Origin of the sequence: Hornefia porci, assembly GCF_001940235.1 — a bacterium.
Classification (GTDB): domain Bacteria; phylum Bacillota; class Clostridia; order Peptostreptococcales; family Anaerovoracaceae; genus Aminicella; species Aminicella porci.
In genome coordinates, this window is the sequence record NZ_MJIE01000001.1 from 2068660 (window position 1) to 2088003 (window position 19344).

The window sequence follows — 19344 nt, forward strand, 5'->3', positions numbered from 1 at the left end:
AGCACTCATTAAGCAGGGAAGGAGGAACCCTCCGGCAAAACGGACGGGAAATACAATGAACAGAAGTACCGAATTATTTCAGCGGGATGCGGATGCTGTCAGCGATGTGATGAAGCTCAGATTTTATCCGATGGTTGCAAAAGCTGCCGGAGGCGCGCTGATCCGGGATGCGGACGGCAGGGAATATCTGGACTTCAGTGCGGGCTGGGGCGTTGCTAATACCGGTTACGGTCACCCCCGCATTGTGAATGCGGTATGTAAAGAAATGAACAGGCTGTCATTTTCCCCGACAATATCTGTGCTGAACGAGGAAAGCATAGAACTGGCGGAAAGGCTCAGGGAAATGACGCCGGGGGATTTCGAGAAAGCGGTCTGGTACGGTCATTCGGGATCAGATGCAAATGAATTTTTGTACAAAATGATCCCGGCCGCGACCGGCCGGAGCAGGATTGTTTCCTTTGTCGGCTCCTATCACGGACAGACGATGGGTTCATATTCCATGTCGGGGCACCCTGCACAGGGAAAATTCACGGGCGGCGGAAATGTAACCAGGATCCCGTATCCGTACTGTTACCGCTGCCCCTTTGAAAGGGACAGGGAAACCTGCGGACTGTTCTGCCTGAAATATGTGGAAGACTTTGTTTTCGCCTCACAGGTTTCTCCCGCGCAGGTCGGGGCGCTGATTGCGGAGGCGGTGCAGTGTGACGGCGGTGATGTGGTCCCCCCGGACGGTTATCTGCAGGGGCTGGAGCGGATGTGCAGAAGATATGGAATACTGTTTATTCTCGACGAGGTGAAAATCGGATTCGGGCGGACCGGAAAAATGTTCGGCTTTGAAAACTGGGGTGTGACGCCCGATGCAGTTGTCATGGCGAAGCCCATGGGATCCGGACAGCCGATCAGCGCGGTGACCGGAAGAAAGGAGCTGATGGACGCCGGCGTGGGGATGCATATGTTCACCACAGCCGGGAATCCGGTGGCCTGCGCCGCATCGCTCGCTACAATTGACGTGATTGAAGAGGAAAAGCTTGCAGAGAATGCTGAGATACAGGGGGAATATCTTCTCGGCAGACTTCGCGAACTGCAGGCCGGCTGTCCCGTAATCGGCGATGTTCGGGGAAAGGGGCTTGTGATTGGGATTGAGCTTGTGGAGAATCCGGAAACGAAGAAACCGGCGTCGGAGCTGGCGGCGCTGGTTGTCTACCGGTGTTATGAGCTGGGGCTTCTGCTGTTTGATTCCGGTATCAGCGCCAATGTGATTGAGCTTACGCCTCCGCTGATTATCACAAAACAGCAGTGCGACCGGGCGGTCGAGGTCCTCCGGCAGGCAATCGAGGATGCGATGACCGGCAGAATTATCCGGGAGGATCTGGGAGATTTCGCAGGCTGGGGCTGATGCTCCGGCCGCGAATCCACAGTCTGTCGACCGGAAACGGATTGGCAGACGGGTCGGACGAAAAACTCCGGACGACAGCGTGATTCGGAAACGGCCGAAAATCCCCGGCCGGCAGATACTGATTCTAACTAACAGAAAAGCGCGTCATAGTATATACTGTTATCATGAGAATGGAGGGATGCCGATGAAACTGCCGGAAATACTTTGTTCCCTTGCGACGCGCGTGATTGTTATTTTCCTGCTTTGCAGTATACTGTACTTGGCGATTTTCATTACACTGTCCGCCTGGCAGACGAAGAATAAATCGGCGCAGTACAACAAAAACAACCTGCAGGAAATCACCAGGGAGAAAAGCCAGCTGATTTCTGCCGGCTTTACACAGATCGAAAACGACACGACGAATATGGGGATCTGGTACCAGAAGCTTTACCGGCAGTCCGGGGAGGAGATGTACAGCACGCTTCCGGACGGCTATCGGGTGAATCGGGACGGGACGATCACCCGGCTCCGCGACAGGAGTGTCAGCCGGACGCGGCAGAGCGCCATCTATGTGGCGGGTACCGCGAAGAAGAGCGCCGCACTGTACCGCGACATCGCGATTTCAGAGCAGCTGGACGACGCCTTTGCCGAAGTGGTGAAAAACAAGGTGGTCACCTGGGCGTACCTGGTGGACAAAAATAACATCCTGCGCTGCAGCCCGTACAGCGATCTGAAGGCGCAGTTCGAGACGGATCATGACCAGCGCAGCGATCCATTCTATCTCGACGCCAGCGAGAAGAATGATCCCGACCGTGTGGCGGTGTGGACAAAGCCTTATTCGGACTATTTGCGGACAGGTTGGATGATCACCTGCTCCTATCCGATTTACGATGAGAAGGATCGTTTCTACGGCGTCGTGTGCATCGACCTGTCGCTGAACAAGCTGATGAAGAGGTACTTCAGCGATTTCTCTATCGGAGATACCGGCAGGATATACTGGCTGACAAAGGACGGCGGCATTTATTATCAGTCGGATATGAAGGATTCCGAGGAGCAGGGGGAAATTTTCTCCAAAAATATTTTTGAGAAGGGGGACGTGGGCTCCGCGAAGGAGAAGGCCATGCGCGAAGCGCTGAAGAGCGGCCGCGGTATTTACGAATACAGCGAGCGGCGCCGGGAAAAGATTTTGTTCTGCTCAAGAGTCAGCGACACGGACACCGTGCTTCTCATCGAAGTAAACAGAAGCGAGATCGTGCCCCGGAACCGCATCGACCTGCCCACCGTGCTGATCCTCATCCTCGTCACCATCCTGATGTCCTTCATCTTCCTGATGTGGCTGCGCTACAATTTCTCTCATCCGATGAATGACCTGGTGGCCCGGGCCAACCGGATATCGGAGGGGGATTACAGCCTGATCCGGCGCGCCGCGGATGAGAGCGAGCTTCGGGAGATCCGCGACCTGGACCGGGCTTTTACCACTATGAACGCCAGGATTGAGGAGTATACCCGCTCGATTTCCAAGAGGAACAAAGAAATCAGCACGATTCTTGAGACTATCGAGGGCACTCTGCTCATTGTCAACCGGAACGGGGAGGTCGTCGTTTCCTCCCGCGAATCGGAGTCGGTTTCGCCTGAAATCGTGATGAGGGAGCTGGAGAAGCTGCGGAAGGAACCTCATCCCCGGATGGATTCGGAGCAGATTATCCTGGGAAGCGAGGTGTACCGCAACACTTATTATCCGATCTGCGGCGAAGGCGGTGAACTGTCGGAGGTGGTCATCAGCAGCGACAAGGTGACCCAGAGCGTTCTTCTGGAAAAGGAAGTGCAGCAGATGGAGAAGATGGCGGGCATCGGTCAGTTCGCGGCTGCGATTGTCCACGAGCTTAAGAATCATCTTGCGGTGATGAAGGGCGCCGCGTACATTCTGAAGCTGGAGGGTGTGAACAAAGAGGAGGTCGGCCGCATCGAGCGCGCCGCAGACGAAGCGGAGAAGGTCATCTATACGCTGCTGGATTATTCCAGGGACGATGATGAGAGGATGGAGATGGTGCATGTGGGCACCTTCATCCGGCAGATTCTTCTTCTCTCCAACAAAACCCTGATCCGGCAGAATATCGAGGTCATCGAGAATATCGACAGCAGCTGCTATATCCATATGGGAAGCCCCGAGGCTCTGAAGGTGATTCTGCAGAATATCATCATCAACGCCATCCAGGCGATCGGTGCGGACGGGCGCATCGAGATCGACTGCCGGCGGGACGGAGATAATGTTGAGATTTCCGTGAAAGATGACGGAGAGCCGATACCGGCAGACCTGCGGGAGAAAATATTCGAGCCCTTTTATACCACAAAGGAAAACGGCAACGGCATCGGCCTGTGGATTACGAGGCGGCTGACGGATTCCCTGGGCGGAACAGTAACAGCGACAACCGACGAGAATTCAGTGACGGAATTCGACATCATCCTCCCGGTAAACACCCCGCAGGACAACTGAACGCTCGCCACGCTGCACGACAGTTTCCACACCCGGCGAGCGCGCCGCACGACGGCACCTCGCACGGCCTCTACACGACGGCACTCACGCCTGGCGAGTGCGCCGTGAATGAACAGCGAAGGGACGACGAGTGACACGCCGCGGATGAGATAGGAGAAAAAAGAAATGAAAAGCAATTCGATACTTCTGGTGGATGACGACCGGGAATTGCTTGGCGTCTATCAGAAAATATTCACACTGAAGGGATTTCAGGTGCAGACGGCGGACAACGGCTCCGCCGCGCTGAAGCTTATGTCGCGAGGCGGGATATCCGTGGTGATTCTGGATATTATCATGCCGAAAATGGACGGGATGGAGGTCCTTCTGCGGATTAAGGAAAACTGGCCCGCCACTGAGGTCATCATGCTGACGGCGGAGGGCTCTATCTCCGGCGCAGTGGATGCAGTGAAAAAAGGAGCCTACACATACTTTGTCAAACCGGCGGATATCGACGAGCTGATTGTGAATGTCACAAAGGCACAGGAGCTGGCGGAGGTCCGCAGGGAAAATCATCGCCTGAAGCAGCACATCGACACGATATCGGTGACGAACCGTCTGATCGGGGAAAGCGACGCTGCCCGCAAAATGCGGGAGGAAGCGGTAACCATCGGGAGGACGATGGCGTCCGTACTGATTACCGGAGAAAGCGGAACCGGAAAAGAAGTGATGGCGCACATGATTCATCAGTGCAGCGAGCGCGCCGACAAGCCCTTCGTCTCTGTCAACTGCGCCGCATTCAATGAAAACCTGATAGAAAGCGAGCTCTTCGGCAGTGAACGGGGAGCATACACCGGTGCGGAGAAGCGTCGCAAAGGGCGGTTCGAGATTGCCGACGGCGGGACTATTTTCTTCGATGAGATTGGCGAGCTGAGTCTGAACATGCAGGCCAAGCTGCTGCGCGTGCTGCAGGAGAAAGCGTTTGAACGGGTCGGCGGAAGTGAGACAATCCAAAGCGATTTCCGTCTGATTTCCGCCACAAATGCAGATCTGAAGCAGGCGGTGGAAGAGGGCCGATTCCGCCTGGATCTTTATTATCGCATCAACATTCTGCCCATCGAAATCCCGCCGCTGCGGACTCGGAAAGAGGACATTCCGCTTCTTGCCGTTTACTTCCTCGACCGCATCTCAAAAGAAATGAACCGTCGAATCGCCCCTCCGCCCGAAGCCCTGATGAACTGCCTGTGCAATTACGATTGGCCTGGCAACATCCGCGAGCTGCGCAACATTATCGAGCGCCTGGTCGTCATGGCAAAAGACGGCCGCGTCTCCGTATCTGACCTTCCGCCCGAAATCCGAACCGGGTCCGCAGTTTCAACAGGCGATAGCCGAGGCATGCCAGCCGCTTCAACGGGCGATAGCCGAGGCATGCCAGCCGCCCCTCCGGACGACAGCCGAGGCATGCCGGTCACCTCGGCGAGCGGTCATCCCGTTGGGCACGAAGCTCTGCGGAGCGCCACACACAACTTTGAAAGAGATTATATCACCGAGGTGATGCGCCGCAATAGCTGGAACGTCACAAAGGCTGCCCGGGAAATGAACATCGCCCGCAAGACACTCTACAAAAAACTCAACGACTACGGCATCAAATACCGGTAGCCTGCGTCATCAGATTCCGGCAGCTTCCGCCATCAGATGCCGGCGGCATCTTGACCGCCGGCAGTTTGTGCCATCAAATTACGGCAGTATCTTGACCGCCGGCAGCCTGAGTACAAAAAGATGTTCACAGTCATTCATCCGCCGCCGACTGCGAAGGAACGCCCGCCGTCGGCTTATCCGCGGGCAGCACTGTCGCCGCCGACTGCGAAGGAACGCCCGCCGTCGGTCTATCCGCGGGCAGCACTGTCGCCGCCGACTGCGAAGGAACGCCCGCTGTCGGTCTATCCGCGGGCAGCACTGCTGTCATCAGAAATCCCGGCTTCGGCGCGAGAGCGATACGGGTTTGACCGCGCGGGCGCCGTGCCATTACCGATCTGCTTGCGAGCGCCGAACAGATACGCCCGTGATGTGCCGCTGTTCGCACTTGAGTGGTTGATGGGCGCATCGATGAGCCCGCGATGGGAGATGACGAAGAGAGAGCAGCCGACGAACTCGAAACGAAGCAATTCTCATGAGAGTCAATGACGAACTATGACTGGTGTTGGACTTCATATCGTAAATTAACGATTACAAACCCTCTTAAAAGGCCGTTATTTTGAAAATCTGCCACAAAACGCAAAAAAAACCAAAAATGTGGCAGAATGTGCGCTAAAAATTTACATATTTTACCATCATAACCAAAGAAATATACATGCAGACTAAATTTTGCGTTATATTTTTTATAAAATACGGTACGAATGACTTATTTTCGATACTCTAATTTTGTAATATATGTTATACATATCAAAAACGCCATGAGATCTGCCACATTTCTCGAAAAAAACCAAAAATGTGGCAAGTCTGACCACTCTCTAACTCAGAAATTAAAAAATGGGATCGAATAATAAAGATTTGCAGGCAGCAATTGATGAATCGGGGTTTATATGATTATCCTGACTCAAATATCTTTCATTCGTATTGCTCTCGGTATTGCTCAACTCGCACTTTTACGTAGTTTGCCCATGACTTAGCCCGCGGCTCGCTGCTCGCCGTCACCATTCGACACACCTTAGCCCGCGGTTCGCCGTCCGTCGGCACCGTTTGTTGATCCTTCGCCTGCGACATGTCACTCGTTGTTAACATGTCGCTCCTCTTCCGCCCACGACCCGCGGCTCGCCGCTCATCCGCTTGTCGGCGCTGCCGTCACCGTTTGCTGTACCTTCCCCTGCGGTCATTTGCAGGATCCGATTTACAAATTTTTTCAGCCGTAACAATTGTTACGGATTTCTTTGCTGTCCTTCGCCATAATAGCATCAGAAGGTGAAAAGCGGAGCCCCCGCAGAGCCGGTGGATGCGGACTTGCGAGAGATGAAGAGCAGAGCCTTCGCAAACAATGAAAGCGGAGCCTTCGCAGGTAATGAGGGCGGGACCTTCATGAACCGGGAAATCGAAAAACCAAAATTTATAGCAGTATTGCAGGAGGTATAGAAATGGATAATGTAATGAATGCGACGAAAGTGACAAAGGATATGCTGGTGGGGGATATTGTGGCGAATATTCCGGGTGCGGCGGAGGCACTGATGAATGCGGGGATGCACTGTCTGGGGTGCCCGGCTTCTCAGAGTGAGTCGCTGGAGAACGCGAGCATGGTGCACGGGCTGGATCCGGATAGTGTTGTGGAAGCCGTAAACGCGGCGATTGCGGAGGCGTAACGATGAGTGCATTTTTGGGACCGATTCATTATTGGCTTTATAACAAAATCAAGGTTCAGGAGGATCTGACGGCAGCGATTGCGGAAGCCGGCAGCCGGAACGGATGGGCGGCGCTGAAGGACGGCAGACTGAAGGCGGAGTGTGTGGACAATGACCTGGCGCCGCTGGAAACGCAGATCGACACCGCAAACATTCACGGATGGCTGCAGGCCCGGATTGATGATGCGGAAGCGCGGTATGCCAGGCTGGTTACGGAAATACTGAAACAGGAGCCGCGCCTGGAGGAAATCACAGAGGCTGCATTTTTGTACGGGAAAAGCCTCCGCACGACGACGGAAACCGCCATGGATGCGTATCGCCTGCTGGACGAGTCGCTGCTGGACGGAATGCCCTGCGACAATGTCAATCAGGTGACGCAGAACGACGCCGGGGACTTCCGCTGGCAGCGCACCGCGGACCTTCACGGTAAGTACTGGACGGATCCTGCCGCGCCGCCGGACGTCTACTACCGGATTCGCGAGGCCATGATCCGCGGGATGCTGGAAGACACCGGATTTGATTTTGTTGACGAGGGCGGCAGCTGCCGCATCGCATAGTAGGAGGAGAGTTATGTACGCGACAGATGTGATGGTGGAGGAGCACAAAAACATCAACTATATGCTGCGGGTGATTCGGGAGATCTGCTGCGGAATCCTGGAGGGCGCGCCGGTTGATGCGGACGAACATCGGAGGATTATTGATTTTGTGCGGAACTACGCCGATCGTTATCATCACGGGAAGGAGGAAAAGTTTCTTTTTCCTGTTATGGAGAGCAGACTGGGGGTTCCGGGACAAAGTCTGATTCGCCACGGCATGCTGGTGGAGCACGATCTGGGACGCGCCCATGTGGCCGACTGGGAGAATGCGCTGGAGCTTTATGAGAAGGAGCCCCTGACCACGCACAAGCTGGATATTCTGACCGGCGCGATGGGTTACGCCGACCTCCTTCAGCGGCATACCGAGAAGGAGAACAATGTGGTTTATCCCTACGGCGAGGCGCACCTTCCCGCTGACGACAAAGCCGTAATTGACGGGCAGGCCCGGGAATTTGAGGCCCTGCCGGAGTCAGAGGACGTTCGCGAAAAACATCTGACGTTCCTGAGAGAAATGATGGAAAAGTACGGAGTAGAATACAGCCGGTAACGTACAAGACCGGCAGCGCCTATGGTCGCCGTTGTCTGTGACTGGCGACAGCGACATCCACGCCGCCGACATCCGAGGCCGATAACGTACACAATCTGTGGCAGACAATCTGCCGCAGTTTTTTTTGTTCAGGCTTCATGACTGAATATCCTTTTTCGCTTCTGCACCCGGTTCGTCATCGGACAATGTGTCGGTGCCCGTCTCCCCTGAATCAGGTCGATCTGCTGCGGAACGCTCAGAACCCGGAGGCGAACAACACTCAGAGCGCGGAGGCGAACAACACTTAGAGCCCGGAGGCGAACTTCGTATTGAATCCGGCGGTGAGTGCGTGTAGAATATTGGTAGAATTACAGTCTTGAGAGCGAAAGGATGCCGGAGCAGAAGGAGACCGGAATGGGGAAATTCAGCAATTTGGAAAAGTCATTAAAGATCGGGGAACTTACGTCCCGAAACCGGTTTTGTGTACAGCCGATGGAATGCTGTGACGCAGAGGAGGACGGGAATGTTTCGGCTCGCGCGCTGAAACGATACGCCCGGTACTGCGACGGCGGGGCCGGAGCTGTTGTGATTGAGTCTGTGACACTGCAGTATGCCAGCAGGAGTACGCGCCGCCAGCTGCTGCTGAATGTCCACGACCCCGTGAACCGAAGAGGATGGGAGGATTTCTTCCGGACACTGAAAATTCTTCATCCCGGTACAGTGCTCATCATGCAGCTGAATCATGCGGGCGAATATTCCTCTGACGAGTGGTCAGAGCGGGTTTGTGTCAAGCCGAAGGAGGGCTTCGGAGGCCGGCAGATCGATGCGGAATATGTTGACGGCGTGATTCGGGATTATATAGAAGCCGCGGATTTTTTGTACCGGATCGGATGCGACGGAGTGGATCTGAAATTCTGTCACGGATATCTGGGTTCACAGATCCTGCGACCATATAATGACCGGAAGTGGAAGTACGGCGGAAGCTGGGAGAACCGCAGCCGGTTTGCATTCGATATGTGTGCGGAGATACGGCGCAGAATTCCGGACCATCGTTTCCTGGTCGGCGCCAAGATTTCCGTAGTCGAAGGGATCTGGCAGGGTCAGGGGAATCGCGGAAATGAAACCGATGTGACGGAGTCCGTCGCTTTGTGTCGGGGGCTTGAAGAGCGCGGAGCCGATTTCATTATTGAATCGCTGGGAGCTGCCAGAGAACGATGGGATCTTATGGCGCCGAATCACGGCTGTCCGGAACACGTCTGGCTTCATGTGGCGGCCGCTCAGGCGATCCGGAACGCATTGAAACCGGAGACCGCGGTTGTCTGCGGAGGACTTTCGGTGCTGGGCAGAGATTACGGGAAAATTACGGACTTCTGCATAGGCGACGGAATGTTTGATATGGCGGCAATCGGGCGACAGGTTCTGGCGGATCCGGATTTCCCGGCGAAGCTTCTGAGCGGGAGAGCGGCGGAGATTAACTATTGCAGATGCTGCGACGCCTGCGGCGAGCTTCTGATTCGGCAGAAGCCGACCTGGTGTATCTACAGCAGACTTTGACGCGGCATGACAGCGCGCGTCGTGAGGAACAAAGGAAGGTCCGCGGATTTTGTCTGCGCGGCGCCTCTGCGGATATCGACGCCCGGCATGACAGCGCGCGTCGCACAGCGGGAAGGAACGGAAGGAGAAGGGCATGTCTGAAAAAGCAAGCCGGCTTGTTCGCGGGCTTCGGAACGGAGAATTTCAGGAGCAGCTGAGGCGCATCGATCCTCATGAGAATGCGATGAGCCGCAGCAGAGCACGATATATCAGTGCGCTGGAAGAGTTCCGGAGACTGTATGGCGACCGGCAGGTGGAGATTTACAGCGCTCCGGGCCGTACAGAAATCGGAGGGAACCACACCGATCATCAGCGCGGCCGGGTTCTGGCGGCCTCCGTGAATCTGGACATCATTGCAGTGGTATCGCCGACAGAAGATAATCGGATTACGCTGAAATCGGAAGGATATTCTCCTGTCTGTGTGAATCTCGCGGAGCTGCAGCCGGTGCACGGGGAAAAAGGAACATCTGCGGCTCTTATCCGGGGAGTTGTGAGCGGACTGGAAGCGGCCGGATTTCAGGCGGGAGGCTTTCAGGCCTATGTTACCGGAGCCGTACCCGGAGGGGCGGGACTGTCGTCTTCAGCGGCCTTTGAGATCCTGACAGGAACTGTTATCTCCGGACTTTATCACGATATGCAGATTCCGGCGCGGATTCTGGCCCGTGCGGGACAGGAGGCGGAGACACGGTATTTCGGAAAACCCTGCGGACTCATGGATCAGATGGCCTGCTCCGCGGGAGGACTCATTTACATTGACTTTGCGAACGAGCCCCCGGAGGTCCGGCGGCTGGAGACAGACTTTGAAAATTTCGGGCACGCACTTTGTATCGTGGAAACGGGCGGATCGCATGCGGCGATGACGGACGAGTATGCGGCGATTCCGGCAGAGATGTGCCGGATAGCAGGCTTTTATCACAAAGAAGTACTGGCGCAGGTGGAGCCCGAGGCCTTCTGGAGGGATATTCCCGCACTGCGAAAACAGTTTGGAGACCGGGCGGTGCTGCGCGCGATTCACTGGTTCGGGGAAACCTGCCGCGTTTCCGCGCAGGCCGACGCACTGGAGGCAGGGGACTTTCCGGAGTTCCTGCGACTGATTCGGGCGTCCGGGAATTCCTCCTTTCAATATTTGCAGAATGTCAGTTCCCGAAGGGATCCGAGAGAGCAGCCGATTGCCCTGGCCCTTGCCGTCAGCGACAGAATTCTGGACGGACGCGGGGCCGCCAGGGTTCACGGGGGAGGCTTTGCGGGAACAATACAGGCCTTTGTTCCTGAAGACCTCGTGGAGGAGTACAAAAAAACGCTGGACTGGATTTTCGGAGAGGGCGCCTGTCATGTGCTCCGGATCCGGAAGTACGGCGGAATGAAGGTGATATGAATGGAATTGATGAAGGATATCGGACTGCTGACGGAATATGGAATCGCAAAGGGACTGATTGAACCGGAAGATCGCAATTATACGATTAACCGGCTGCTAGAGGTATTCGGGCTTTCGGTCTATGACCCGACCCCCGCGCCTGCGCGGGGGTCGGAAGCGGAACGGTCGGACGCGCAGACGGACTGCCCGGAAGTCCGGCCGGCGCCGCCGGTTCTGCGAACCGGCGAAGGCGGCTCCGCCGCTACGACGCCGCAGGCGTCGGCGCCGGCCGGGCCGGACCTGGCGGGGCTGCTGGACAGACTGTGCGACGAGGCTTACAGCAGAGGACTCATTCCGGAAAACAGCGTGACATTCAGAGACCTTTTCGACACCAGACTTATGGGAATCCTGACGCCCCGCCCCAGCCGGGTTCAGAAACGGTTCCGGCAGCTTTATGCCCAGAGCCCGAGACTCGCTACCGACGGATTCTACCGGTTCTGCAAGGATACCAATTACATTCGCACAGACCGGATTGCCAGAGATCTGAAATGGAAAGTGGACAGTGATTATGGGATGATTGACATTACGATTAACCTGTCCAAACCCGAAAAAGATCCCCGGGCTATCGCGGCGGCGCGCAGCGGAGAGCAGGAAGCGGGCCGGCTTGCGGACCACTCGCCCGGCTCCTTCGCAAGTTGTCAGGATTCTTCATCCAGCCGGCTCGCGGACTGCTTGAAAGGCTCGCTCGCGGACCACTCGAAAGGCCGGCCCGCGAACCTCGCAAGCCCTTCGCCCGACGGACGGATCGCCTATCCGCGATGCCAGCTCTGTATGGAGAACGAGGGCTACGCCGGGCGGCCGGACCATCCGGCCCGGCAGAATCTGCGGATTATCCCTCTCGAACTGCAGGGGGAACGGTGGGGATTCCAATATTCGCCGTACGTCTATTACAACGAGCACTGTATCATCCTGAACGGCCGCCACGTTCCGATGAAAATCGACCGCGGCACGTTCCGGAAACTGTTTGATTTTCTGCGGCAGTTCCCTCATTATTTCATCGGATCTAACGCAGATCTGCCCATCGTGGGAGGTTCCATTCTGACGCACGACCATTTCCAGGGCGGACGGTACACGTTCGCGATGGAGCGGGCGGAGCCGGAGGAAACTTTTTGTGTCCCCGGCTATGAAGAGGTATCAGCTGCGATTCTTCACTGGCCGCTGTCCGTCATCCGGCTTCGTCACAGCGATCCGGACCGTCTGACAGATCTTGCGGATCATATTTTGTGCGCGTGGAGAAATTACACGGATGAAACGGCGGGGATCTTCGCGGAGACCGGCGGCGAGCCTCACAACACGATCACGCCCATCGCCCGCAGGCGCGGCGGCGATTACGAGCTGGACCTGGCGCTGCGGAACAACATCACGACAGCGGAGCGGCCGCTGGGACTGTTCCATCCGCGGCCGGAGTATCATCATATCAAGAAGGAAAACATCGGTCTGATTGAAGTGATGGGGCTTGCGGTTCTGCCGTCCCGGCTGAAGAGGGAAATGGAGCTTCTGGCGGAGTGTCTGATTCGCGGCGGTGATCCGGCGGAGCATCCGTCGCTGACGAAACACGCCCGGTGGGCTTCGGAGCTTCGCGACAGATATGCGGTGATTGGTGAATCGAATGTCCGGGATATTTTGAAGGAAGAGATCGGACGGGTCTTTGTCGGCGTGCTGGAAGATGCGGGTGTGTTCCGGTGCACAGAGGAGGGACGGCGTGCCTTCCGACGGTTTATTTCGACGTTATAACGGAGGTAAAACAATATGAGGATTCTGGTTCTTGGCGGAGCGGGTTATATAGGCTCGCATACCGTGTATGCGCTGGCGGAGGCCGGCCATTCTGTGGCGGTGATTGATAATCTGGAAACCGGACACCTGGCGGCAGTGCATCCGTCGGCGACGTTCTACCAGGGAGACCTGCGTGACCGGGATTTTGTGGACGGCGTACTGGAGCAGGAGACGGAGCTGGACGCGGTGATTCACTTCGCGGCGAATTCCCTGGTGGCGGAGAGCATGCGCGATCCCCTGAAGTATTATGATAATAATCTCTGTGGCACAAAGACCATGCTGGAATCAATGGTGGCGCACGGGGTCGATAAAATTGTCTTTTCGTCAACGGCGGCGACCTATGGAATTCCCGAGCGCATTCCGATCCGGGAGACGGACCGTACTGAACCGGTGAATCCGTACGGAGAGACCAAGCTTTCCATGGAGAAGATGTTCAAATGGGTCGGAAAGGCTCACGGACTCCGGTTCGTGTCGCTGCGGTATTTCAATGCCGCAGGCGCGCATGTCAGCGGTCTCATCGGTGAGGATCATCATCCGGAAACGCATCTGATTCCTCTGATTCTTCAGGTTCCTGCCGGCAAAAGAGAGTTCATCAGTATCTTCGGGACGGATTACGCCACAGAGGACGGGACCTGTGTCCGGGATTACATTCATGTGACCGATCTGGCTCAGGCACACATCAAAGCGGTGGAGTATCTGATGGAGGGCGGACGCAGCGAAATCTTCAATCTGGGCAACGGCGTCGGGTTTTCGGTGCGTCAGGTGATCGACGCCGCCCGAAGGGTTACCGGACTGCCTGTCCCTGAAAGGGAGGAGACGCGCCGGCCCGGTGATCCGGATGTTCTGATCGCCTCCAGCGATAAGGCGAGGGAACTCCTGGGATGGAAGCCCGAGCATGACAGTCTGGAGGACATCATTGCCACTGCCTGGAACTGGCATCGTCGTCACCCCGACGGATACCGGGATTAAACCGCGCATTCCCCGCGGCTATGGTAAAAGCCCTGCAAGTATGGTATAATTCGGACATGCAGGGTTTTTTAGTATACATTTATAATATCGCATTCATCATCCTTTACATGAAGGTCATGGAGGTATGCACACGGGCGGAGGGCAGCACAGGTCTGCGCTGGATCCGGGATCTCCGGTTCCTGTTTCTGATGCTGCTGGTCCGGACCGTTATTAATTTTGCCTTCGATATGGGGCTGATCCAGGCGGATGTGCAGGGGATGGGGCGTTTTTATCTGAACCTGAATACCACGGCAGACGCGTTGATCTGTCTTTTTTATATCTGGTTTGTCACCGATTTTCTGGGACGGAAGGAGCGCGGCGGACTGTATTTTGTTCTCGCCGTCTGCGCGGGTCTGGAGTTTGCCGCCATCGATGCGTCCTCCTTCACCGTGCTGGCGCCCCTGGGGCAGTCGGCGATTTTCCTGTCTGCCGTTGCGACATTTGTATACGGCGTTGTTTCCTCCCGGGGAAACAAAGAAGAATCCGCCGGCGTTTTCCGCAGGCTGTGCATGGCGGCGACGGGGTTCGCGGCTGCGATTTTCGTGGAGAACATCTGGGTCTATCTCGCGAACGGCAAAGGCTGGTTCGATTTCGGTTACCGGGTGAATCCTGTGGATTACCTGTTCAGCATTGTGATGGCTGTCTGGCTGGTGCGCTGGATCCGCCGCATCGACGCCAGTGCGGAAAACAGTGCGATCGCGAGGAACCTCAGTCGTGAAAAGGGCGGGGAACCGCTGCGGAGTCCTGTGAACGAGCAGGAGAAGATGGAACAGTTCTGCAGCTATTACAAAATGACCGGCAGGGAGACGCAGGTGCTGGGTCTGATTCTGGGCGGCAGAAGCAATCAGGAGATTGCGGACGCTCTCTTCATCACGGTGGGAACGGTCAAGCATCATGTGCATAATATTTTCACCAAGCTGGAAATCGAGCGGCGCAGCCAGCTGATGCGGATGTTTATCGATTTTCAGGAACCGGAGGAGTGAATCGGCAGGCGGCCCGTTTCGTCTGAGGATGCGGGCCCGATCCGGAGAAAACCGGTCAGAGGGAACCGGACCCGCCCGGCGGCCGTTTGAGCGGGGACATATATTTGACTTGGAGGCGACTGTTTATGTGGGGACACATATTTAATCTGAAGGACCCCCTGGTGGGGGCGGACAACACGTGGGCGCTCTGGACAATCTGCATCGTGGGGGCGTCTGCCGCGATTATGCTGGAACAAAGATATCAGTGGGCGTCGAAGGTCACCGGAGCGCTGATTGCGCTGGTGCTGGCGGTGGCGCTTTCCAATTTCGGGATCATTCCGATGGAATCGGGTGTGTGGGACGCGGTCTGGGACTATGTGGTCCCGCTGTCGATTCCGATGCTTCTGATGAAATGTGACATTCGCAGGGTCGGTCGTGACTCCGGGAGAATTCTCGGGATTTTCCTGATCGGCTCGGTGGGCACCGCCTGCGGCGCCATGATCGGATACGGGCTTTTGCGGCAGTATATTCCGGAGCTGGCGAAGCTGGCCGGCGTATTCACCGCGACCTACATCGGCGGAGCCGTAAATTTTACCGGCGTGGGAAAGGCTCTCGGCGTCTCCGCCGGGACGATGTCCTCTGCGACAATGGCGGACAATACGATGATGGCTATCTGCTTCCTGGTTCTGATGCTGATTCCGTCCGCCGGTTTTTTTCTGAAGAGGTTTTCGCATCCGCTGATCGACGATATAGAAGCGGTGAAGCGTTCCGTCGGTAACGGCGGAGAGGAGGAGTACGAAGGGGCGTTTGCCCGTCCGCGTGAAATCTCTCTGAGGGACATCGCTCTGACCGTTTCCGCCGCGTTTGTGATCGTCAGCATTTCCTTCTTCATGGCGGATATGCTTGGGCGGGTGATTCCCAGAAGCAATTCGGTTCTGATGATGTTCAACACGCTGCTGGGAAACGACTACATTTGGCTCAGCACGATTTCCATGGTCTGCGCCACAGTGAAGCCCCGATTTTTCGGAGGCATCCGCGGGACAGAGGAGATAGGAACATTCTTAATCTATATTTTCTTCTTTGTTATCGGCGTTCCCGCATCAGCGCCGGGAATCATCCAGTCACCCGTCCTGCTCCTTTACGCGGCGATTATCGTCGGCGTGAATATGCTGTTCTGTTTGGTGGCGGGGAAATTCCTGCATTACGATCTGGAAAGCATTATCCTGGCGTCCAACGCGAACATCGGCGGTCCGACGACGGCGGCGGCCATGGCGGTGAGCAAGGGATGGAAGTCGCTGATCGGCCCATCGATTCTGGTGGGGATTATCGGATACGTTCTCGGCACATATATGGGGCTGCTTGTCTGGGGAATTCTGGAATTTTAGCGGGGAACAAAATCACTGTCCGGATTTTTTCCCGGCGCTGCCCGCAGTTTAATTGTGCCGCACTGATGTCCTTCGCGCGGACTGTCGCCGGCAAGGATGCGCGAAAGCCGGCATCGCAATCACTGATATCCTGTCCGTGCGGAGAAACCCGCGCAGCGTCCCTGATTGAATAAATTCTGACGAAACCGCAAAAAAATCCCAAAGTTATAACTAAAGTTCATTGCATAATCCGTGTAAAAGTCTGATAATACAGATAAAAGCTTGCCGGGTTTTCCGGCACGGGCGCGGATTTCTGCCGCATGCCGCCTCCCGTTTGTGCTCGACTTTTTTCAACCGGGGCGGATGGCGGAGGAGCCGTGCAGAAAGGAGTTATTATGTTAAATTCATTTTTTCAGAGTACGCTCGGAAGACCGTCGCTGATCTCACCGGACGACACATGGGCCCTGCTGTTCGTGCTGGTCGTCAGTGTGGCGCTGGCGATCTATCTGGAGCAGAGGTACACCTGGGCGTCCAAACTTTCCGGCGCGATTATCGCACTGATCTTCGCTCTGGTTTTGTCCAACATCGGGATTCTGCCGACGAACAGCACCCTGTATGACGATATCATCTGGGGCTATGCGGTGCCGCTGGGTATTCCTCTTCTGCTACTGCAGTGCAACATGAAGAAGATCTGGAAGGAGACCGGACGCGTCATGATCGTTTTCCTGATCGGCGCGGTGGGAACCTGCCTGGGCGCACTGCTGGCATATCAGCTGCTGCATGACGCGGTGCCTGAGGCAGCCGGCGTAGCGGCAATGATGACCGGTTCCTATATCGGCGGCGGCGTAAACTTCGCCGCGCTGGCGACGCAGTTCAAGGTGAGCGGCGGAACCATCGGAGCGACGACTGTTGCGGACAATCTGCTGATGGCGCTGTACTTCTTCGTCCTGATTTTGTTCGCGGGACTGAAATTCTTCCGCAGCCACTACACCCATCCGCACATCGACGAGGTGGAGAAGAACGGGCTCGGCGATTCGCAGACACAGGCAGCTGCTTACTGGAGCCGCAAAGACATCTCGCTGAAGGACATCGCTCTGAATCTGGCTTACGCTGTGGTCATCGTGTTCTTCTCGAACCTGATTTCCATGGGCATTGCCAATGTCATCCCGACAGACAACGCGATCCTGAAGATGTGTAATACATTCTTCGGCTCTCAGTACGTCTGGATCACCACGCTGTCCATGATCGTCGCCACCTATGGAGAGACGCAGGTACAAAAGCTGAACGGTTCGCAGGAAATCGGTACCTATTTCATCTACCTGTTCCTGTTCGTCATCGGCGTTCCGGCCTCCATCTATCAGATCATCACACAGACGCCGGCGCTGCTGCTGTTCACTGCGATTATGGTAATCGTCAACATGCTGTTCTGCTTCATCGGCGGCAAGCTGCTGCACTTTGACCTGGAGGACTGCATCCTGGCGTCCAACGCGAACATCGGAGGACCGACCACCGCGGCCGGCATGGCCATTTCCCAGGGCTGGAGTCAGCTGGTCGGACCGATTATGCTGGTCGGAACCTTCGGCTACGTTATCGGTACGTATCTCGGCGTTGTTATCGGCGGAATTCTGGGCGCGTAAAGCTGAGGGGGCGATATTATGGCGAGTTATACTGAAACGCCGATTCCGGTTCTTCCGGATCTGGAGCAATACACAAAGACAGCCTTTATCGACTCTCCGCTGACAGAAGTGAAGGAAAGCGAAAAAATTGACATCCGGATGCAATATCCGGTTCTCGGATTCAAAAACGGGGAGCAGAGATGTTTCCTGCGCAGGGAAGTATATGAAATGCTGCAGAAAGCGGCGGAAAGCCTCCCGGAAGGATACTGCTTCCGGATCTGGGACGCCTGGAGACCCTTTGCACTGCAGGAGGAGCTCTTTGTCTCATACAGCGCCAAAATCATACGGGAGTTTCATCTGGAAAACATGTCGGAGGAGGAACAGCACCGTTTCATCGGCAAATTCGTCGCCAATCCTATTCCGGACAGGACTCTGCCGCCGGCGCACACCACGGGCGGAGCTATCGATCTGACGCTTGTTGGCCCGGACGGGAAAGAGCTGGAGATGGGATGCGGCTTCGACGCCTTCACCGACAAAACCAGGACTGCTTTCTTCGAGACAGAGGAGGCTGCGGGACTGCCGGATGCGGCGCTCATACGAGACAATCGCAGACTGCTCTATCATATCATGCTGGAGGCCGGCTTTACCAACCTGCCTTCCGAATGGTGGCACTTTGAATACGGGGACAAAAACTGGTCCGCCGTTGTCGACAGACCCGCTCTCTACAACGGGATCTTCGAGCTGGACTGAAGCTGATGTAAGCTGAAACCATATACTGATGCGGGCTCCGGGAAATCCGGAATCCGCATCAGTTTTGTTTGCCCAGCATGTGTGTCCGTCGCACCTCTTGACACCTTCAGAAACGGTTGATATAATTTCAGTAGAGAAAATGACAATTGAAATCCGTTCAGTGCCGCAGAATCCTTGTGGTTAAAAGGGAATCAGGTGAGATACCTGAGCGACTCGGTCACTGTAAACAGGAAGTACATCACAATAAGCCATTGGATCCTGAACCGATGAAAGCGGTGAAATCCGCAGAACCGTCGGCGGATCTGAGAAGGCGTGGTGTGCGGTATTACCTGTGAGCCAGGAAACCTGCTGAAGGGAGTGGAATTGGGGAATGACTTCCAGAGAAAGCTTCACCAATATCGCCGGAATGTGGATATGCTCTTCCATTTTTTGGCGTGTCAGGCCTGCTTTCCAAAGCGGGTTTTTCTTTTGCGATCAACAAAGGAAGATCCGGCGGGCCGCAGAGAAC

The 19344-nt window shown here is 55.8% G+C and carries 15 protein-coding genes and 1 riboswitch; of the genes, 14 read left to right on the forward strand and 1 reads right to left on the reverse strand.

Going from position 1 to position 19344, the window contains the following annotated elements; all coding sequences use genetic code 11:
* Positions 1-55 precede the first annotated feature (55 nt).
* The 3 genes from BHK98_RS09665 (at position 56) to BHK98_RS09675 (ending at position 5504) form a co-directional block, all read left to right on the forward strand.
* Positions 56-1396: an aspartate aminotransferase family protein gene (locus tag BHK98_RS09665; RefSeq protein ID WP_075713781.1), complete on the forward strand. Its 1341-nt coding sequence runs from the start codon at positions 56-58 to the stop codon at positions 1394-1396.
* Positions 1397-1580: 184 nt separating this feature from the next.
* Entirely contained in the window at positions 1581-3869 is a 2289-nt protein-coding gene (locus tag BHK98_RS09670; RefSeq protein ID WP_075713783.1) for a HAMP domain-containing histidine kinase, read from the forward strand.
* A 165-nt stretch (positions 3870-4034) separates the two neighbouring features.
* Positions 4035-5504 carry a sigma-54-dependent transcriptional regulator gene (locus BHK98_RS09675; protein WP_075713785.1) on the forward strand — a complete coding sequence of 490 codons (1470 nt, stop codon included), beginning with the start codon at positions 4035-4037 and terminating at the stop codon, positions 5502-5504.
* Positions 5505-5634: 130 nt separating this feature from the next.
* Here the strand turns inward: BHK98_RS09675 and BHK98_RS09680 are convergent, their stop codons facing one another.
* On the reverse strand, positions 5635-5871 hold the full coding sequence (locus tag BHK98_RS09680; protein WP_075713787.1) for a hypothetical protein: 237 nt from the start codon (positions 5869-5871) through the stop codon (positions 5635-5637).
* Between the two features lie 1102 nt (positions 5872-6973).
* Between BHK98_RS09680 and BHK98_RS09685 the strand changes: the two genes are divergently transcribed.
* The 11 genes from BHK98_RS09685 (at position 6974) to BHK98_RS09735 (ending at position 18836) form a co-directional block, all read left to right on the forward strand.
* On the forward strand, positions 6974-7195 hold the full coding sequence (locus BHK98_RS09685) for a DUF1858 domain-containing protein (RefSeq protein ID WP_075713789.1): 222 nt from the start codon (positions 6974-6976) through the stop codon (positions 7193-7195).
* A 2-nt stretch (positions 7196-7197) separates the two neighbouring features.
* The gene (locus BHK98_RS09690) at positions 7198-7791 is read left to right on the forward strand and encodes a hypothetical protein (protein WP_075713790.1); all 594 of its coding nucleotides are present in this window, start codon (positions 7198-7200) and stop codon (positions 7789-7791) included.
* 13 nt (positions 7792-7804) lie between these two features.
* Positions 7805-8377, forward strand: coding sequence for a hemerythrin domain-containing protein (locus tag BHK98_RS09695; protein WP_075713792.1), 573 nt, complete (start codon positions 7805-7807; stop codon positions 8375-8377).
* A 393-nt stretch (positions 8378-8770) separates the two neighbouring features.
* Positions 8771-9910 (forward strand): oxidoreductase, encoded by a 1140-nt coding sequence (locus BHK98_RS09700; RefSeq protein ID WP_158024490.1) that lies wholly within the window; start codon positions 8771-8773, stop codon positions 9908-9910.
* A 133-nt stretch (positions 9911-10043) separates the two neighbouring features.
* Entirely contained in the window at positions 10044-11324 is a 1281-nt protein-coding gene (locus tag BHK98_RS09705) for a galactokinase (RefSeq protein ID WP_075713796.1), read from the forward strand.
* On the forward strand, positions 11325-13097 hold the full coding sequence (locus BHK98_RS09710; protein ID WP_143404580.1) for a UDP-glucose--hexose-1-phosphate uridylyltransferase: 1773 nt from the start codon (positions 11325-11327) through the stop codon (positions 13095-13097).
* Positions 13098-13112: 15 nt separating this feature from the next.
* Complete coding sequence (gene galE / locus BHK98_RS09715) at positions 13113-14105, forward strand: UDP-glucose 4-epimerase GalE (RefSeq protein WP_075713798.1); 993 nt, start codon at positions 13113-13115, stop codon at positions 14103-14105.
* A gap of 56 nt (positions 14106-14161) precedes the next feature.
* The gene (locus BHK98_RS09720; RefSeq protein WP_075713800.1) at positions 14162-15127 is read left to right on the forward strand and encodes a LuxR C-terminal-related transcriptional regulator; all 966 of its coding nucleotides are present in this window, start codon (positions 14162-14164) and stop codon (positions 15125-15127) included.
* A 125-nt stretch (positions 15128-15252) separates the two neighbouring features.
* Positions 15253-16491 (forward strand): DUF819 family protein, encoded by a 1239-nt coding sequence (locus BHK98_RS09725; RefSeq protein ID WP_075713802.1) that lies wholly within the window; start codon positions 15253-15255, stop codon positions 16489-16491.
* Positions 16492-16865: 374 nt separating this feature from the next.
* The gene (locus tag BHK98_RS09730) at positions 16866-18107 is read left to right on the forward strand and encodes a DUF819 family protein (RefSeq protein ID WP_075713804.1); all 1242 of its coding nucleotides are present in this window, start codon (positions 16866-16868) and stop codon (positions 18105-18107) included.
* Positions 18108-18125: 18 nt separating this feature from the next.
* A complete protein-coding gene (locus tag BHK98_RS09735; RefSeq protein ID WP_075713805.1) occupies positions 18126-18836 on the forward strand; it encodes a M15 family metallopeptidase in 711 nt (236 codons plus the stop codon).
* A 141-nt stretch (positions 18837-18977) separates the two neighbouring features.
* A riboswitch (cobalamin riboswitch) is annotated at positions 18978-19203 on the forward strand.
* Positions 19204-19344 lie beyond the last annotated feature (141 nt).

Excerpts from the sequence above, each read along its gene's own strand:
- BHK98_RS09665 (WP_075713781.1), top strand. The coding sequence starts at position 56 with ATGAACAGAAGTACCGAATTATTTCAGCGGGATGCGGATGCTGTCAGC.
- BHK98_RS09670 (WP_075713783.1), top strand. The coding sequence starts at position 1,581 with ATGAAACTGCCGGAAATACTTTGTTCCCTTGCGACGCGCGTGATTGTT.
- BHK98_RS09675 (WP_075713785.1), top strand. The coding sequence starts at position 4,035 with ATGAAAAGCAATTCGATACTTCTGGTGGATGACGACCGGGAATTGCTT.
- BHK98_RS09680 (WP_075713787.1), bottom strand. The coding sequence starts at position 5,871 with ATGGCACGGCGCCCGCGCGGTCAAACCCGTATCGCTCTCGCGCCGAAG.
- BHK98_RS09685 (WP_075713789.1), top strand. The coding sequence starts at position 6,974 with ATGGATAATGTAATGAATGCGACGAAAGTGACAAAGGATATGCTGGTG.
- BHK98_RS09690 (WP_075713790.1), top strand. The coding sequence starts at position 7,198 with ATGAGTGCATTTTTGGGACCGATTCATTATTGGCTTTATAACAAAATC.
- BHK98_RS09695 (WP_075713792.1), top strand. The coding sequence starts at position 7,805 with ATGTACGCGACAGATGTGATGGTGGAGGAGCACAAAAACATCAACTAT.
- BHK98_RS09700 (WP_158024490.1), top strand. The coding sequence starts at position 8,771 with ATGGGGAAATTCAGCAATTTGGAAAAGTCATTAAAGATCGGGGAACTT.
- BHK98_RS09705 (WP_075713796.1), top strand. The coding sequence starts at position 10,044 with ATGTCTGAAAAAGCAAGCCGGCTTGTTCGCGGGCTTCGGAACGGAGAA.
- BHK98_RS09710 (WP_143404580.1), top strand. The coding sequence starts at position 11,325 with ATGGAATTGATGAAGGATATCGGACTGCTGACGGAATATGGAATCGCA.
- galE (WP_075713798.1), top strand. The coding sequence starts at position 13,113 with ATGAGGATTCTGGTTCTTGGCGGAGCGGGTTATATAGGCTCGCATACC.
- BHK98_RS09720 (WP_075713800.1), top strand. The coding sequence starts at position 14,162 with ATGCAGGGTTTTTTAGTATACATTTATAATATCGCATTCATCATCCTT.
- BHK98_RS09725 (WP_075713802.1), top strand. The coding sequence starts at position 15,253 with ATGTGGGGACACATATTTAATCTGAAGGACCCCCTGGTGGGGGCGGAC.
- BHK98_RS09730 (WP_075713804.1), top strand. The coding sequence starts at position 16,866 with ATGTTAAATTCATTTTTTCAGAGTACGCTCGGAAGACCGTCGCTGATC.
- BHK98_RS09735 (WP_075713805.1), top strand. The coding sequence starts at position 18,126 with ATGGCGAGTTATACTGAAACGCCGATTCCGGTTCTTCCGGATCTGGAG.